Origin of the sequence: Bacillus sp. 3255 (assembly GCF_031456485.1) — a bacterium.
GTDB lineage: Bacteria > Bacillota > Bacilli > Paenibacillales > NBRC-103111 > Paenibacillus_E.
In genome coordinates, this window is record NZ_JAVDUS010000008.1 from 277,262 (window position 1) to 293,289 (window position 16,028).

A 16,028-nucleotide genomic window follows, 5' to 3' on the forward strand; every position below is an offset into this window, starting at 1 on the left:
ATCTCAAGTATAGGCGGTGTTTATTCGCACATAAATACACAAAATTGACTTAAACGTTTATACAATTTTTACTGATCTTTTAATCGCTTACAATTGCGGATATACTATCACTATTCCAGATTAAACTCGGAGCTGTACATGATGTTCAATAAATTCGGCTTTCAAGGTAAGATCCTTCTCATCTTCATCGTCATTTTTGCTAGTTTAGTCACTTTTTTTGCCGTTTATTTATACGTTTATATGAAAAGTTCCCTGATTCGCACCAATCAAACGAATCTTGCCCCTGTTGTTCATAAAATATCTGATCAGATCGATATGCTTTACCAGCAGTTGGGCAATGCAGCTATCAATTACACGAGCAATCAGGAAAACCTCGCGCTGATGGTCGATTTGTATCACGAAGCCGATGAAAGCGCTGCAGCCCCTTTGGTTTACAAAACAAAGCTGGCCAAAAATTTGAACGCCATCTACTCTGTAGTCAGCCAGTTATACAAAATCGTTATTTTTATTCCGGAGAAGGATGTCTTCTTCACTTATATTCGGGATGAACCGCTTGTACCGACTATTCCGGAACGATATGCCCATCCAGTTCAAGCTGTCAGCCAGCGATTCACACGCATTCCGCCTCATCCCGATGACTGGTCAACCTCACCTCAAACCGTCATTTCCGTTGTTAGTAAATTCAGTACGCCTTATTACAAAGATTTCGGCATGATTGAGCTTCAGCTTCCTTATCAAGCACTCGAACAGATAGGCCTCATGGAGCACAACAGCACCGGGAAAAAGGTGCTCATTTTCGATGATAAGGGCTCTCTGCTCTTTCCTTATTATGGGGAAGCGGACGGACTTCAAAGGGACATGGCGCTTCGGCTGATCGAAGCCATCCGAGACCATGGGGAGGGCTCGGGCGAAATTACTTTGGATAAGCAGTCGTTTCTGTTCAGCTCCTTCCGCTCAGCCAGCGCCGGGTGGACGACGGTTATCACCGATGACGAAACAATACTCCGTCAGACGGTCCGCGATTATGGCGTTATCATTACGTTATCGAGCTCCCTTTTATTGGCGGCAATCCTCGCCTTGTATTATATTCTCATACAGAGACTGACAAGGCCGCTTAAAGAGCTTACTCGAAAGGTAAGAGCCATCAGTCTGGACAATCTCTCCATGACGGTGACAACTGCGGAACCAAACGAATTTAAGCTGCTTCATCAATCGTTCAGCGACATGGTCGATAAGATCCGGGAATCGATTAATAACGAATATGAATCGCGAATCAGGGAAACAGAGGCGCACTCGTCCGCGCTGCAAGCGCAGATTAATCCTCACTTCATTTACAATACGCTTAGTGTAATCACCGCTCACTGTGAAGACAGCGATGCCGGAGTCGCGGCGGAGATGTGCGTCCGGCTGGCCGGAATGATGCGATATACCGCCTCTATGGTATCCAAAGATGTGCCCCTGCCCGAGGAAATCGGACATTCAGTCGATTACTTGGAGCTGATGAAGCTGCAGTATGATGATAGTCTAGCGTATGACATTCACCTGCCCGAAGCATTGAAGCACCTTCGAATTCCCAAGCTCACGCTCCAGCCCTTCGTGGAGAATTGCATCGATCATGGCTTCGAACATGTACTGCCGCCATGGCGCATCCGAATTTGGGGCAGCTTCGCCAGTCATGACCACTGGGAAATCACGATCGAAGACAACGGTTCCGGCTTCAAGCCGAATCAATTGGCCGAAATCAACCGACAGTTAAGCGCATACCGCGATAATTTCGAGAAAGGCAAGCTGCTGGCCAATTTGCAGATCGGCGGATTAGGCATTTTAAATACATATGCAAGATTGCTTATTCATTTCGGTAACCGTTTTTATTTGCGGATTACGAATTTGGAGGAAAGAGGTTGCAAGATTCATATGGGTGTCCAGGGACCACTTGAGGAGGAACAGCATGATTAGTGTGGTAGTGGTGGAAGATAAACATCCGATATTGCGCAGTATTGTAAGAAAAATCGAGAATTACAGTCCAAAATTGAAAGTGGTCGGCACCTTCACAGATGGCAGGTCCGCGCTCCAAGCCATCCTTGAACTTAAGCCGCACCTTGTGTTTACCGATATTCGGATGCCCGGCATGGATGGGCTGCAATTAATCGCAGAAGCCAAAGAACATGTGCCTGAGACGATGTTCATCATTATAAGCGGGTATGAAGAGTTTAATTATGCGCGGCAAGCTATCCAGCTCGGTGTATCGGAATATTTGCTGAAGCCTGTTACAGATTCTTCGATTAACAGTATATTGAGCAGAACTGTACCAGGAATCATCAGACATGCACAGGAGAAAGAACACCGCATCATTGCTATGGCGATCAAACGCCCGAATACCGCTTGGCCATCGGAACATGAACATTTGGACTACGAAAGTTATATCGTCATGCTGGTGTGTGCCGGCTCATTCTCGAAGTTATTCATTGATGTCGCTTGCCCTTTGCACGATGTATGGATTCGCCATGATCTGGCGGACCTGCTGTCGGCCAAGTTCCCCGAGCTTCCATCCTATTGGATATTGGAAGGCGAGTCGATGAACGAAGCGGTTATCGTCTTCGGCTTAACGAGCGGACAAGAGATCGAATTCCAGGCTGTGGCTGCTGGCATTATTGAACAGTTAGACGATTCAGATACTCCTGCTACGGTCACTATCAGTCGCAAAATTTCTGCTTTGTCCCAATTGAAGCTCGAATACCAAACCATGAGAATCGCCCTGCGGAAGCAGTTGATGTTCGGTCAATCGAGCATCGTCTTCGCGAAGGACAACCGGTGGCATACACCTCCCGGTCCGCAGCGCAATCCCGTCTACGATGAGCAGAAGCTCGCTTGCCTTTTCATACAAAAGAAGAAAAAAGCTTTTTTCACCGAACTGGCTACTATGCTGCAGAGCTGGGAAGAGAGCGGGATGACGCAAAACGCAATCGAGGATTATTTATATAAAATTACACACTTATGCAACAAAGCAATCATAGGCAAGCCCTACCCCGATAGCGATCTTCGGCTTGAGCTGGATGAGATCATATCGATATCCATGGACTATCCTTCGCTGCTGCGAAATTTATCCTTTCTGTTTGAGAACCTGTTCCTCTATATCGAGAATGACGAGCTGAACCCGAAGGTTGTGAAAGACATCATGATCCAGGTCGATGCTTACTTGCAGCAGCATATCGCCGATGAGATTTCGATCAACGACATTGCGGACCGCATGAGCTTGAACATCTCGTACTTGAGCAGGGAATTCAAGAAATATAAAGGGGTGGCGCCTATCGAGTACCTTACGCGGCTCAGGATTACCAAAGCCAAGCAACTGCTCGTTCATGAACCCCATATGAAGTTCAAGGATATTGCCGCTAGGGTCGGTTATAGCAACCAGTATTACTTCAGCCGTGTGTTTAAATTCATTACTGGCTTAACGCCTACGGAGTATAAGAATTCGTTATGAAAAAAGGACCCGATGCTGATATCGCATCGGGTCCTTCCCATTTATTCCACCGTCACACTCTTCGCCAAGTTCCGCGGCTTATCAACATCGTTCCCACGCGCCAAGGACGCATAGTAGGACAGCAGCTGCAGCGGGATGACTGACAAGGCCGGCGACAGAACATCCAGCGTCTTCGGAATGACGAATGTGCTGTCTACTGACTTCTGCAGCTCATGCTCGCCTTCCACTGCGATGCCCAGCACGTTCGCGCCGCGCGCCTTCACTTCCTTGATGTTGCTTACGGTCTTCTCCAGCAGCTCAAGCTGCGTGCCAAGCGCGATGACCGGAATGCCATCTTCGATCAAAGCAAGCGTACCGTGCTTCAACTCACCGGCTGCATAAGCTTCGGAGTGAATGTAAGAGATTTCTTTCAGCTTCAAGGAGCCTTCAAGCGCTACGGCATAATCCAAGCCTCTGCCGATGAAGAAGAGGTTGTCATGCTTCGCCATTTCCTCGGCAACAGCTTTCAGATCTTCGGCTTGCGCCAAAATCTCCTCAACCTGAGCCGGCAGCTCTTTCAATGCTGTAATCATCTCGGCAATTTCTTCTTCCGACTGTGTGCCGAGCGTTTGCGCCAAATGAATGCCGAACAAGTAGAACGCAATCAACTGAGACGTGTAAGCTTTCGTCGAAGCTACGGCAATCTCAGGACCTGCCCACGTCGTAATAATGTCGTCCGCTTCACGAGCAACGGAGCTTCCCACCACGTTCGTGATCGCCAGCACGTGCGCGCCGCAGCGCTTCGCTTCGCGCAGAGCTGCCAGCGTATCCGCCGTTTCACCCGATTGGCTTACCACAATCACAAGCGTATCTTTCGTAATAATCGGGGAACGATAACGATATTCAGAGGCAACATCCGTCTCAACCGGGATGCGTGCCATTTTCTCAATCACATACTTCCCAACCATACCGGCATGGTAGGCCGTACCGCAGGCAACGATATGCACGCGGCTGATTTGACGAAGCGCTTCAGGCTTAATCGTCAATTCGCTTAATGCAACCTTGCGGCCGTCCGGCGCAATGCGGCTGCCCATCGTGTCGCGGTAAGCTTTGGGTTGATCGTAGATTTCTTTCAACATAAAGTGATCGAATCCGGCTTTTTCCGCCGTTACAATGTCCCAATCGACATGGAACATTTCCCTGGAAATAAAATTCCCCTCCAAAGTCATTAATTCGACACCTTCACGCGTCAACAGTGCCATTTCGCCATCGTTCAAAATGAAAACGTTCCGCGTGTACTCGAGAATTGCCGGAATATCCGAACCGATGAAGTTCTCACCTTCGCCGATACCGATGATCAACGGACTGGCTTGACGTACCGCTACAAGGCGATCCGGCTCATATTCCGTCAGTACGCCTAGCGCGAACGCGCCAGTCATTTGTTTCACGGCCTTTTGCACTGCTTTCAAAATATCGCCTTCATACAGGTCAGCGATCAGATGCGAAATGACTTCCGTATCCGTCTCCGAAACGAACTGGTGACCTTTGGCCATAAGCTCTTCTTTCAGGGTGATGTAATTCTCGATAATCCCGTTATGCACAACGGAGAATTTCAAGGAATTGTCCGTATGAGGATGAGAATTCACATCGGATGGCTTGCCATGCGTCGCCCAACGCGTATGTCCGATTCCAACGCTTCCGTTCAGAGGAGTCTCCTCAAGCTTGGATTCCAGATTCGCGATGCGGCCCTTCGCTTTCTTGATTTGCAAACCGTTCGCCGTGTACACAGCTACACCCGCAGAGTCATAACCCCGGTATTCGAGCTTCTTCAGCCCTTCCAGCAAAATTTCCTGAGAGTTACGCTTTCCAATATATCCAACGATTCCGCACATAGTGTAGTACCTCCAATAGTTTTATGAGCCTCGATAGGCTGTTTTTCAAAGATCTTGTTCAAGTAAGCACATAGTAAATAAACCGATAAAAGCACACAACAAATAAACTTCTATATCAACGAAAACCCAAAAATTTGCATGAAAAATAAAAGGGATGTTGGATCCTTGTCAGCCCGGTCGCCCAAGCGTTTTTGCTCTCCAACTTAACGGCACTCCTCGTACCGGAAGGTCCCCGCCGAATGTTTCGAACACCTTCACCTCGTCAACTCACATGCGTCGTAACCTTCCCGGCTACATTCCGTTCCGCCTGCGAGTTCTGGCGCTATTGTTTATGAGATCAACCTCTGCCCTGCCCTTCCTTCTTGAGTAAGTACATCATATTCATTTTTGTCTCATCGTGCAACTTCTTTTTTCTAGCAAAATGTCCCTGATCGCCCGATAATGGCATGCAGCAGCGCGGAAAAGCACGAAATGGGCGCAGATTTCCCCGGAAAAGATGTCGTAATCTCCAACTTCCGGGGAAGCTCCCGCCTAGCTAAACCAATTGCTCTTGAATGACTTTAGCAATATCATGCACGTACGCCTCAACCTGCTCCTTGTCCGGCCCTTCGGCCATGACGCGGATCAACGATTCCGTTCCGGATGGACGAACCAGCACGCGGCCGTTGTCGCCGAGCTCTTCTTCCACTTTGCGAATCGCCTCTTCAATCACCGCATTGTTCTTCAATTTGCTCTTGTCCGCGACGCGAACATTGACCAACAATTGCGGGAACTTGCGCATAATTCCCTTCAACTCGCTGAGCTTGCGGCCGGACTGTACCAACGTATTCACAAGCTGCAGAGCCGTAAGAATGCCGTCACCCGTCGAGATGTAATCGAGGAAGATGACGTGACCGGATTGCTCCCCGCCCAGATTGTAACCGCCCTTACGCATCTCTTCCATCACGTAACGGTCGCCTACGGCCGTCTGGAGCGCCTTTAAGCCCGCTTTCTCAATGCCTTTGAAAAAGCCGATATTCGCCATCACCGTCGTCACAATGGTGCCGTGGTTCAGCTTCCCGGCGCGATTCAGCGCATCGCCCAGAATGCTCAGGATGAAGTCGCCGTCGACTTCCTCTCCTGTCTCATCGATCGCGATCAAACGATCCGCGTCGCCGTCAAATGCAAGACCGATGGCTGCGCCATGCCGCACGACCTCCTCGCGAAGCTTCTCGGGGTGTGTGGAGCCGCATGCATCGTTGATGTTCCGCCCGTTCGGCTCCGCGCCGATCGTGATTACTTCCGCTCCCAGCTCGCGGAAGATCATTGGCGCCAGCTCATAAGCGGAGCCATTCGCGCAATCCAGAACCACCTTGTATCCAGCGAAAGACTCGGATACCGTCTCCTTCAAGAACGCCAGATACGCCAGCTTCGCGTCTGGGTTATCTGAAACCGTACCGATCTCGCCGCCTACTGGGCGAGGCAATTCATCCACAGCCGCGTCCAGCAGCCGTTCGATCTCGTTCTCCGTCTCATCGAGCAGCTTGAAGCCGTCGCCGCCGAAAAACTTAATCCCATTGTCCTCCACCGGATTATGGGAAGCGGAAATCATCACGCCCGCATCCGCTCCAAGCTTCTTCGTCAAATAAGCGACCGCCGGTGTGCTGACGACACCGATGCGGATCACTTCTACGCCAATCGACAGCAGACCTGCTACTAAGGAAGCTTCCAGCATTGGACCCGAAATCCGCGTATCTCTCCCGATCACGACCTTCGGATGCTTCGCCTGTCTTGTTAGTACATATCCGCCGCAGCGGCCAACCTTATATGCCAATTCCGGTGTCAGTTCGCCATTGGCGACGCCGCGCACACCGTCCGTACCAAAATATTTCCCCATGTCTCTATTCTCCTCTTTCTCTATTCCCATTATGGATTTGTTACTTTCGCGGGTCCTGTTGTCGCTGCGGCTCCTGCTCCCCCTGCCGCAGCGGACGCTGCAGGTGACGCAGGCGTTTTCTCGCTGATCTCGACGACTGCCTTCACATCTTGCGGCGCACTAAGCTTCACATAAGTCGGAAGGTTCAACGATACCTTCAACTCATGCTTGCCCGGCGGCAAATTGCTGACATCCAGTATCGCTTGCACATCCTGAACCTTCAACTGCTCGATGATGGCAGGAGCTCCTTCGACGGATAGGTTCAGCTGCGCAGACTCCGGTGTCGTCACTTTCGTTACGTAGTTCTCATTGCCCCCGATGATCGTAATCGGGACATTCTCCAGCGCCCTGGTGATGGACGGAACGATCTCCACCTTCACCGTGACTTTGGCAGGATCCAGTTGTGTTACTTTATTCCTGAGCGGAATGTCCAGTGAAAACTCTTTCGTTTCTTTCAAATCTTGAATGTTGAGCTGCGGTCCTTGATAGAACTCCAACCGGTCCACAACGTCCTGTGTGCCATAGACGGTAACCTTGTCCGGATTCTGCGTAACCATCGAGATCGCGTAGCCCTTCGGCGGCTCCCCGCTGATCTTCAACTGCAGCGGAATCGTCTGGAATGGGCTCGTAATCGGAACCTCGACATCCACGACCGACGGATTCATATTGACATTGATCTCCTTGCCGTCTTTGTCAAATGCTTGCAGCTTCACCTGCTTCGTCACCGCAGCCTGCGCTTTATCAACGGATACCTCGCCGCGAACGTTCTCAATCTGCTCGAGCTTGCTCGTTTGCGCCGTGATATAGACCTTGTTCGGCTTCACGATCGGCTGCCCCGCCTTCAGCCCGGCTGCCGGCGTGCCCTTGACATTAATGACAACCGGCACTTCCTTCATCTGCAGTTCCTCAATGACCACATGAACGGTTCTTGGAATGATCTGCACTTCGACATCCGAAGGAAAGCCTACCGGCTTCAAAGCGAGCTGGTGATCTCCTTTGCCCACTTGGGTCAAATCCAGCTCAATCTGGTACGTATTGCTGGCGGTAACCTTCTTCACCGCAGATTCCTTGCCGCTCAGAATCACCTGTACGTTCGATGGAGACATAGACAGGATGTGATAATGAGTGTCATCATATTTCGTCGTGATAGCCACGTTATTAATCGTTTCTTCGCGCTGTCTCAGTGGTGAGCTCCCCGATATGTTCGTCTCTTCCATATGTACGACAACCCAGAGTAAAATACTGATAACCAGTGCTACGATCCTTACAACATTCGTATTCCTTAACCATTTATCCATTCGAACGGCCCCTCCATTTCAAGAAAGGGTTCTTCTCGTTCGCTTTCGCCTTCGGCTTCAGCTCTTCGAACAGCTTCGCAATCAGAGACTCTTCTTTGATATCCCGCACAATATGTCCGTTCATCGTCAACGATATCTGTCCCGTCTCCTCCGAGACGATGATGCACATGGCGTCCGAAACCTCGCTCATCCCGATGGCGGCACGATGCCGGGTCCCCAGCTCCTTGGAGATAAACGGATTCTCCGACAACGGCAAATAGCAGCCGGCAGCCATTAACTGGCCTTGCCGAATAATAACGGCGCCATCATGCAGCGGCGTATTCGGAATGAAAATATTAATCAAGAGTTCCGCACTGATCTTGCTCTCTATGGCAATCCCGGACTCTACATAGTCCGTTAAGCCTGTCTCTTTCTCGAAAACAATCAAGGCCCCAATCTTTCTCTTCGCCAAATAATTCGCTGCCCGGATGACCTCACTGATACGCTTGTTAACATCTTGATCTTCCTCGCTGGATGACCGGCTGAACAGCTTGCCGCGGCCCAACTGCTCCAAAGCTCGTCTAAGCTCCGGTTGGAAGATAATGATAACGCCTAGAACTCCGAACGTAAAGGTCTGATTCATCATCCACTGCAGCGTGCTGAGTTTAAACCAGATACTGAATACCCAGGTGATCACGACTACAAGGATACCTTTCATGAGCTGAATGGCCCTCGTTCCCCGCACCAATAGGATCAGTTTATAAATCACATAGCTTACGATCAGAATATCAACGATATCCTTTGCCGAGATGCTCGTGAGTAAGTCCATTTATTATTCTCCCCCAGGCGACTGAACACAGTGATCTCTCTATATCTAGAATCATAACATAAACCTAGGTATACTTCTATTTTTCTATCTCTATCTGAGTGTTTCCCAGGTTAATTGGTTCCATGTACCTATAGATTTACAAAAAAAACGTCCCCTTCGGCTTACTGCCATAAGAAGACGTTGAAGACTATTTCGATAGCATGCCCACGAACTCGCCCAATTTATACCAAACCCAGCCCAGAGCTTCATTCACCTGCGTAACTTCCCCCGAGATATGCGCTGTTGATGCCAAGTTTAACGAACCGTCAATGACGGTCAAATCTCCAGTAACATCGCCTTCCACTTGAAGCTTACCGCGCTGTACAACGAGATCCCCTTGCACCGTATGTCCCTTCGGCACGATCACCGTATCGCCTTGGATCACGACATCCTGCAGGTTGCTGCCCTTGACCATTAAGTTCGTATCGTCATTCCACATGGACATGAAGCTTCCGAACATCACGGCGCCGAACACGACAGCTACAGATACAGCGGGATGTCTGCGAATAAAGTCCATCCAGCCGCTCTTCTGCTTCATGGGAGGAAGACCGTTCATGATCTGTGCCGTCAGTATGTCGGCAGCTTTCACGGGAGGCAGCATTCTGACCAGCGCTTCCGTCTTCTCTAACTGCTTGAACAACGCGTTGCAGGCCTGGCAAGCAATCAAATGCTCCTTTAACTGCCGGGATTCCGGTCCTTGCAAATCACCGTCGAGGTATTCATGGATGAGCGGGAGGGCCTCTTTGCAATTCATCGTGCAGCCACCCCTTTCTTAGACTTTTGCATGTTGTGGTATACCTTACGTTTGGAATTCAAATATGTTTCATCTTGGAACAGGATTTGTATTGGCATCTTGTTCCTCCTGCTCCAGTCGTTTCCGCAAGTATTCACGTCCGCGGTGTACGCGGGTTTTGATCGTGGTAACCGGCATATCCAGCACTTCGGAAATCTCCTGGAGGGACATATCCTGCAGATAGCGCAATACTACAATCGACTTATATTTTTCCGGCAGTGTGGCAATGGCCCTGCGAATTTGCTCCTGCGTCTCCGATACCATGATTTGTTTCTCCGGTGTGTCTTCATTGCTGGGCAGCATGGCATAGTAGTCATTGCCTTCGCCATCCGGCATCTCCGCATCCAGGGAATACGTGTTTTTCCTGCGGCGCAGCTTATCGATGCATAGATTCGTCCCTATGCGGAAAATCCATGTAGAAAATTTCTGATTCTCATCATATCGGTGCAAGTTCGTGTATACGCGCAAGAACGTCTCCTGCACCGCATCCTCGGCTTCTTGTTTGTTGTTCAGCATGCGGTAAGCCAAGTGAAAGATCTTATCCTTATAGAGCTCCACAAGCTCTGCAAAAGCATTCCGATCCCCATTCCTGGCCAGTTTAGCCAGACGTGCCTCTACAAAATTCAATTTCGTTTTCCTCCGGCTTCTTAGGCAATTCGATTCCCTTCTTATTACATACGCAGCAAGTTACGTTTTGTTTTCAGAAATTAGAATACCACCCAAAATGAACCCCATCCCTAACCATTGTATCCCATTAACCGGCTCCCCAATAATTAGAAAGGCTGCGATGATCGCCACGGGCAGCTCTATCGATCCTAACATAGCGGCGAGCGTGCTGCCAATACGTGGAATTCCCATATTAAAAGAGACGGTGGGCAAGGCCTGACCCAGGAAGCCTAGAAGCAGCCCCCAGAGCAGCAGCACCCTTCCACTTTCCTGGAAGAATACGGTCGGAGGATATACGATAAACATCACGGGAAGAGCAGCGGTCAGCATCATGGCGGAGTTCATGAGCGGCGGAAGCGTGCTTTGGACTTGACCTGTGAAAAATAGAAATCCGCTGTACGTTAGAGCCGACAACAGCCCGAATAACACTCCTGTGTAGCTGAGCTGTTCCAAATTCATTTCCCAAACGTTCACCCCCAGCAATGTTCCCAGCAGAATGAACAAGATCGCTATGCATTCCCTCCGCGAAGGGAGCTTGCGCTGTCGCCAACAGTCCATGGCAATCGTCATCCAGGTAAATTGAAACAGCAAAATAATCGACAAGGAAGCATCCAATGCCTCCAAGGCCATGTTGTAAAACGCCGTCGTTAGCGCCAATCCGAATATCCCGATCAGGCTTAGCTTTATCCAGGGTCCTGTCAAAGGATTGACCCATGATCGTCTGTGACAAAGTACTACCAGCCATACAAGTAAGGTCCCCATCGTCATTTGTGCCGGTGTAATTTGTCCATCCGTGAATCCTTGTCCGTAGGCCATTTTGATAAAAGAAGAAAGCACCCCGTAACTGGATGCACCGATAATGACAAGAACAATCGCGACCCAACGCCCCATGCTGTTACACACCTTCCGTCTATGGGCATTTATGTACAAGTACAGGAAAAGTCGAGCTGCGCTCGATTTCGAGGCCCCCGACTTTATCATCCTGTCTTATGACTTTATGTTTTATACATGAATATCAGCCTGTATTTCTCAGACCTGCTGCAATGCCGTTGATCGTAAGCAGAACTTCACGCAGCAAGATCGCATCGTCCTCGTTGTTCTCACGCAGCGCGCGGAGCTCTGTCAGCAGTTCGACCTGCATATAGCTCAGCGGATCAACGTAAGGGTTACGCAGGCGGATGGATTCTTGAATAACAGGAACGTTATCCAGAATCTCTTGTTGTCCTGTGATTTGCAAAATAATCGAGGACGTTAATTCATACTCTTCCCGAATCAGGTTGAAAATACGCTCTGCGATTTGCGATTCCTTCACCAGGTTGCCGTATTCCTTGGCAATTTGGAGATCGGCTTTGGCAAGCGCCATCTGCAGATTGTCAATCATCGTACGGAAGAATGACCATTCTTCATACATTTCTTTCAAGGTTGCCAGGTTAGCTGAATTCCCTTGATAGAAGCTTTGCAGCCCCGTGCCAGCCGCATACCATGCAGGCAGTAAATAGCGGGTTTGCGTCCATGAGAACACCCATGGAATTGCGCGCAGATCTTCGAATCTGTCGCTGTTTTTGCGTTTGGACGGACGGGAACCGATATTGAGCTCGCCGATCTCCGGAAGCGGTGTGGACTCCTTGAAGAACGTCAAGAAATCCTCATCACGGAAAATAAGATCCTGATACTTCGTCTGCGCTTGCTCCGAAATGCCGCGCATAATGGTCTCCCACTTATCTTCCTGCGGAAGCCTTTGCGGCGAGCGAGACAGTTTGGATGCGGTAATCAGCGCAAATGTCGCCTGTTCCAAGCTCCGGTAAGCAATGCCTTGCAGCGAGTAACGGGAAGACAGCACTTCGCCTTGCTCCGTAATCTTAATGCCGCCGCCCAGCGTCTCTACCGGCTGCGCGAGGATACTGCGGTTCAGCGGCATGCCTCCGCGGCCTAATGCGCCTCCGCGGCCATGGAAGAACTTCAGCTTCACGCCGAACTTACGGGCCGCTTCCGTGATGTCCTGAAGCGCCATACGCAGCTCCCAGTTCGCCGTGATCACACCGCCATCTTTATTGCTGTCGGAGTACCCGAGCATGATTTCATGCAGCTGTGTGACCGGGTCAAGGCTTGCTCGGTAAGCAGGGATCGCCAGCAGCGTGCTCATGATGCCTGGAGCCGCGTGCAAGTCGTCGATCGTCTCGAACAACGGAACGGACTGCAGGGTGCTTGTGACGGTGCCGTCGCTCTCTCTGCGGTACAAGCCGGCTTCTTTGGCAAATACAACAACTTCAAGGAGATCGCTTGCTCCTTGCGTCATACTAATGAGGTAGCTGTTAATGCAGTTGCGTCCGAATTCCTTCTGCGCTCTGCCAACCGTACGGTATACGTCCAGGCACTCCTGCGTACCTTCGGAGTAATCCAAATACGTAGACGTAATAGGTCTTGGATCATTCAGCACTTCGGTCAGAAGCGCAATTTTCTCTTCTTCCGTCAGCTTGCTGTAATCGTTCGTAATGCCCATTTTGGCCAAAATCTCCGTCATCGCAGCTTCATGCTCTTTGCTATGCTGACGAATGTCCAGAGCGGCTAAGTGGAAGCCGAAAAGCTCAACTTGACGAATCAATTTCTTCGTATATTTGTCAGCGACATAATCCGCAAAGTGGGATCTCAAGCTCGCGTCGATAATATGCAGGTCGGCGATAAGCTCGTCTGGGCTGTTGTATTTCTGGCTGGCAGGTATGTTCGGGTTGCCTGTATTGTGTACTTTCTCGATCATGTACGTTGTCTTGATGCGGTACGGCTCTTTCTCGTTCCGCCATACATCTTGGACATTACCGAGCGCTTCGCGGTCTTGCTGAATCGATGCCAGCAGCGCATCGCTTACCGTCACAATATTTTTGCTGAAGCTCATATGCTCCAACGTTTCCTTCAGTACTTCTTCATACTTCTGTAGAGCGAGTTGACGGTGCAGCCCCAACGTCTCCCAAGTCACATTCGCTCTAACGGACGGATTGCCGTCGCGGTCTCCGCCGATCCATGAACCGAATTTCAAGAAAGACGGTACATGCCATTTCTCCTGCGGATAGTATTTGTTCAAGCAGCGCTCGAGCTCGTGATAAATCTCCGGCAAGACGTCGAATAACGTTTCGTCGAAATAATACAAACCGTTGCGAACCTCGTCGATAACTGTCGGCTTACGGTCACGCAGCTCATCCGTTTGCCAGAGGTTGAGTACTTCCCCAAGCAGCTTCTCACGCAATTGCTCGCGCTCGCGTGCCGTCAGCATCGGGTTATCCAGCTTCATCATATCCTCGGAAATGCGCAGGTTAATATCTAACACCGCTCTACGCATCGCTTCCGTAGGATGTGCTGTCATGACAAGCTCCAAGGAAATGGACTTCAGAATTTCTTGTACTTCTTCATAGGGTGTATCGTTGTTCTTAAGCTCTTGAACAATGCTTTCAATAGAACCAGGTTGAACGGATTCTCCGGATGAGCGCTCATAATCTCTTTTGCGACGAATCCGATGGTTTTGCTCGGCAATGTTAACGAGCTGGAAGTATATAGCGAAAGCCCGGATCACTTGATGACGAATTTCTGGATCTAGCGAAGAGATCGTATGCTTAAACTCATCATAAATTTCGATGACATAGGTTGCTCTTAAAGATTTACTCATCTCGCGAATTTTCTCAACAACATCCAGCAGATCATTGCCACCTTGGTGAACAAGCACTTCACCCAAGATGTGCCCCAAGAAACGTACGTCCCTGCGGAGCAGATTATTCGTGCCTTGCTTCTGTAGGCCGACTACATTCTCTATCATAACTCTCCACCTCATCTATTCACTATGTTGCATTAATGCTTCTCTCTATAAAAGCTAGACGTTAGAAAAACTCATTTCAGAATATTTTACCACAAACCGCCCGCGGCACATAGTCTTAAAATAAAAAAAGAGCCTATAATGGCGTGGTAATTTATGTATAATGCCTCACTATAAACAAAAAAGACCACCCGAAGGTGATCTTTCTCGTTTAAAGCGGGTGATGGGAATCGAACCCACGCTACCAGCTTGGAAGGCTGAAGTTCTACCATTGAACTACACCCGCGAGTGTATATCGGGACGACACGATTTGAACATGCGACCCCCTGCTCCCAAAGCAGGTGCTCTACCAAGCTGAGCTACGTCCCGATATGATCTTGGTACTTAAAATGGCGCGCTCTGAGAGATTCGAACTCCCGACCTTTTGATTCGTAGTCAAATGCTCTATCCAGCTGAGCTAAGAGCGCAAATAATGGAGCGGAAGACGGGGATCGAACCCGCGACCCTCGCCTTGGCAAGGCGATGCTCTACCGCTGAGCCACTTCCGCAGAGTACCTCAGGAGTTATGTAACTTCTGAGGATTTGATGCGCGTAGAGGGACTTGAACCCCCACGGTCGCCCGCTAGATCCTAAGTCTAGTGCGTCTGCCAATTCCGCCATACGCGCATATGATTTAAAAGTGAGTCATGTAGGATTCGAACCTACGACACCCTGATTAAAAGTCAGGTGCTCTACCAACTGAGCTAATGACTCATGAAGAACTGGGGATCAAGGATTCGAACCTTGGAATGACGGAGTCAAAGTCCGTTGCCTTACCGCTTGGCTAATCCCCAATGAAGCATGCCGTCGAGAGGACTTGAACCCCCAACCTACTGATTACAAGTCAGTTGCTCTACCAGTTGAGCTACAACGGCATATTCATAAGATGGTGGAGGCTGACGGGATCGAACCGCCGACCCTCTGCTTGTAAGGCAGATGCTCTCCCAGCTGAGCTAAGCCTCCATAACTAATAAAGATGGTGACCCGTAGGGGACTCGAACCCCTGTTACCTCCGTGAAAGGGAGGTGTCTTAACCACTTGACCAACGGGCCAAAAACTTACTGGAGCTTCCAACCGGGATCGAACCGGTGACCTCATCCTTACCATGGATGCACTCTACCGACTGAGCTATGGAAGCAATGGCTCCCCGAACAGGACTCGAACCTGTGACAACTCGATTAACAGTCGAGTGCTCTACCAACTGAGCTATCAGGGAATACGGCTTGGCAACGTTCTACTCTCCCAGAACCCTGCGGTTCAAGTACCATCGACGCTGGAGGGCTTAACGGTCGTGTTCGAGATGGGAACGCGTGGGT

General features: G+C 49.8%; 10 protein-coding genes, 12 tRNA genes and 1 rRNA gene. 2 read left to right on the forward strand and 21 right to left on the reverse strand.

All coding sequences use genetic code 11. From position 1 onward, the window contains the following. Positions 1-138: 138 nt before the first annotated feature. Both J2X61_RS14835 and J2X61_RS14840 read left to right on the forward strand, forming a co-directional pair. Positions 139-1,956, forward strand: a complete 1,818-nt coding sequence (locus J2X61_RS14835; RefSeq protein WP_310188660.1) for a sensor histidine kinase — start codon at positions 139-141, stop codon at positions 1,954-1,956. Further along, positions 1,949-3,484 carry a response regulator gene (locus J2X61_RS14840; protein WP_310188662.1) on the forward strand — a complete coding sequence of 512 codons (1,536 nt, stop codon included), beginning with the start codon at positions 1,949-1,951 and terminating at the stop codon, positions 3,482-3,484. Before J2X61_RS14835 ends, J2X61_RS14840 begins: the two co-directional genes overlap by 8 nt. A gap of 41 nt (positions 3,485-3,525) precedes the next feature. Here J2X61_RS14840 and glmS read toward each other — a convergent pair whose 3' ends face one another. The 21 genes from glmS to rrf all read right to left on the reverse strand — a co-directional run. After that, positions 3,526-5,355: a glutamine--fructose-6-phosphate transaminase (isomerizing) gene (gene glmS / locus J2X61_RS14845; protein ID WP_274467398.1), complete on the reverse strand. Its 1,830-nt coding sequence runs from the start codon at positions 5,353-5,355 to the stop codon at positions 3,526-3,528. 535 nt (positions 5,356-5,890) lie between these two features. Then, positions 5,891-7,231, reverse strand: a complete 1,341-nt coding sequence (gene glmM, locus J2X61_RS14850) for a phosphoglucosamine mutase (RefSeq protein ID WP_274467399.1) — start codon at positions 7,229-7,231, stop codon at positions 5,891-5,893. Between the two features lie 29 nt (positions 7,232-7,260). Further along, entirely contained in the window at positions 7,261-8,568 is a 1,308-nt protein-coding gene (locus J2X61_RS14855) for a CdaR family protein (protein ID WP_310188664.1), read from the reverse strand. Next, positions 8,561-9,376: a diadenylate cyclase CdaA gene (cdaA, locus tag J2X61_RS14860; RefSeq protein WP_145659082.1), complete on the reverse strand. Its 816-nt coding sequence runs from the start codon at positions 9,374-9,376 to the stop codon at positions 8,561-8,563. Before cdaA ends, J2X61_RS14855 begins: the two co-directional genes overlap by 8 nt. Before the next feature lie 187 nt (positions 9,377-9,563). After that, positions 9,564-10,169 carry a zf-HC2 domain-containing protein gene (locus J2X61_RS14865; protein ID WP_310188670.1) on the reverse strand — a complete coding sequence of 202 codons (606 nt, stop codon included), beginning with the start codon at positions 10,167-10,169 and terminating at the stop codon, positions 9,564-9,566. Between the two features lie 69 nt (positions 10,170-10,238). Beyond that, entirely contained in the window at positions 10,239-10,835 is a 597-nt protein-coding gene (gene sigW, locus J2X61_RS14870; protein ID WP_274467402.1) for an RNA polymerase sigma factor SigW, read from the reverse strand. 60 nt (positions 10,836-10,895) lie between these two features. After that, a complete protein-coding gene (locus J2X61_RS14875) occupies positions 10,896-11,765 on the reverse strand; it encodes a DMT family transporter (protein WP_310188673.1) in 870 nt (289 codons plus the stop codon). Positions 11,766-11,889: 124 nt separating this feature from the next. Further along, positions 11,890-14,676, reverse strand: a complete 2,787-nt coding sequence (gene ppc / locus J2X61_RS14880) for a phosphoenolpyruvate carboxylase (RefSeq protein WP_274467404.1) — start codon at positions 14,674-14,676, stop codon at positions 11,890-11,892. A 212-nt stretch (positions 14,677-14,888) separates the two neighbouring features. Next, positions 14,889-14,959 (reverse strand) — tRNA-Gly (locus tag J2X61_RS14885). A 9-nt stretch (positions 14,960-14,968) separates the two neighbouring features. Continuing rightward, positions 14,969-15,042 (reverse strand) — tRNA-Pro (locus J2X61_RS14890). A gap of 21 nt (positions 15,043-15,063) precedes the next feature. Further along, positions 15,064-15,140, reverse strand: a tRNA-Arg gene (locus tag J2X61_RS14895). A gap of 6 nt (positions 15,141-15,146) precedes the next feature. Further along, positions 15,147-15,221, reverse strand: a tRNA-Gly gene (locus tag J2X61_RS14900). A gap of 38 nt (positions 15,222-15,259) precedes the next feature. Further along, positions 15,260-15,339, reverse strand: a tRNA-Leu gene (locus tag J2X61_RS14905). Positions 15,340-15,353: 14 nt separating this feature from the next. Next, positions 15,354-15,426 (reverse strand) — tRNA-Lys (locus J2X61_RS14910). A gap of 8 nt (positions 15,427-15,434) precedes the next feature. Beyond that, a tRNA-Gln gene (locus tag J2X61_RS14915) sits at positions 15,435-15,506 on the reverse strand. An 8-nt stretch (positions 15,507-15,514) separates the two neighbouring features. Beyond that, positions 15,515-15,587: transfer RNA gene (locus J2X61_RS14920), tRNA-Thr, on the reverse strand. Between the two features lie 12 nt (positions 15,588-15,599). Then, positions 15,600-15,675, reverse strand: a tRNA-Val gene (locus tag J2X61_RS14925). A gap of 14 nt (positions 15,676-15,689) precedes the next feature. Further along, a tRNA-Glu gene (locus tag J2X61_RS14930) sits at positions 15,690-15,764 on the reverse strand. A gap of 10 nt (positions 15,765-15,774) precedes the next feature. Next, positions 15,775-15,850, reverse strand: a tRNA-Thr gene (locus J2X61_RS14935). 2 nt (positions 15,851-15,852) lie between these two features. Beyond that, positions 15,853-15,928: transfer RNA gene (locus tag J2X61_RS14940), tRNA-Asn, on the reverse strand. Between the two features lie 5 nt (positions 15,929-15,933). Continuing rightward, a 5S ribosomal RNA gene (gene rrf, locus J2X61_RS14945) occupies positions 15,934-16,028 on the reverse strand; the annotation flags it as partial.

Excerpts from the sequence above, each read along its gene's own strand:
- glmS (WP_274467398.1), bottom strand. The coding sequence starts at position 5,355 with ATGTGCGGAATCGTTGGATATATTGGAAAGCGTAACTCTCAGGAAATT.
- cdaA (WP_145659082.1), bottom strand. The coding sequence starts at position 9,376 with ATGGACTTACTCACGAGCATCTCGGCAAAGGATATCGTTGATATTCTG.
- J2X61_RS14840 (WP_310188662.1), top strand. The coding sequence starts at position 1,949 with ATGATTAGTGTGGTAGTGGTGGAAGATAAACATCCGATATTGCGCAGT.
- glmM (WP_274467399.1), bottom strand. The coding sequence starts at position 7,231 with ATGGGGAAATATTTTGGTACGGACGGTGTGCGCGGCGTCGCCAATGGC.
- J2X61_RS14835 (WP_310188660.1), top strand. The coding sequence starts at position 139 with ATGATGTTCAATAAATTCGGCTTTCAAGGTAAGATCCTTCTCATCTTC.
- J2X61_RS14875 (WP_310188673.1), bottom strand. The coding sequence starts at position 11,765 with ATGGGGCGTTGGGTCGCGATTGTTCTTGTCATTATCGGTGCATCCAGT.
- J2X61_RS14855 (WP_310188664.1), bottom strand. The coding sequence starts at position 8,568 with ATGGATAAATGGTTAAGGAATACGAATGTTGTAAGGATCGTAGCACTG.
- J2X61_RS14865 (WP_310188670.1), bottom strand. The coding sequence starts at position 10,169 with ATGAATTGCAAAGAGGCCCTCCCGCTCATCCATGAATACCTCGACGGT.
- ppc (WP_274467404.1), bottom strand. The coding sequence starts at position 14,676 with ATGATAGAGAATGTAGTCGGCCTACAGAAGCAAGGCACGAATAATCTG.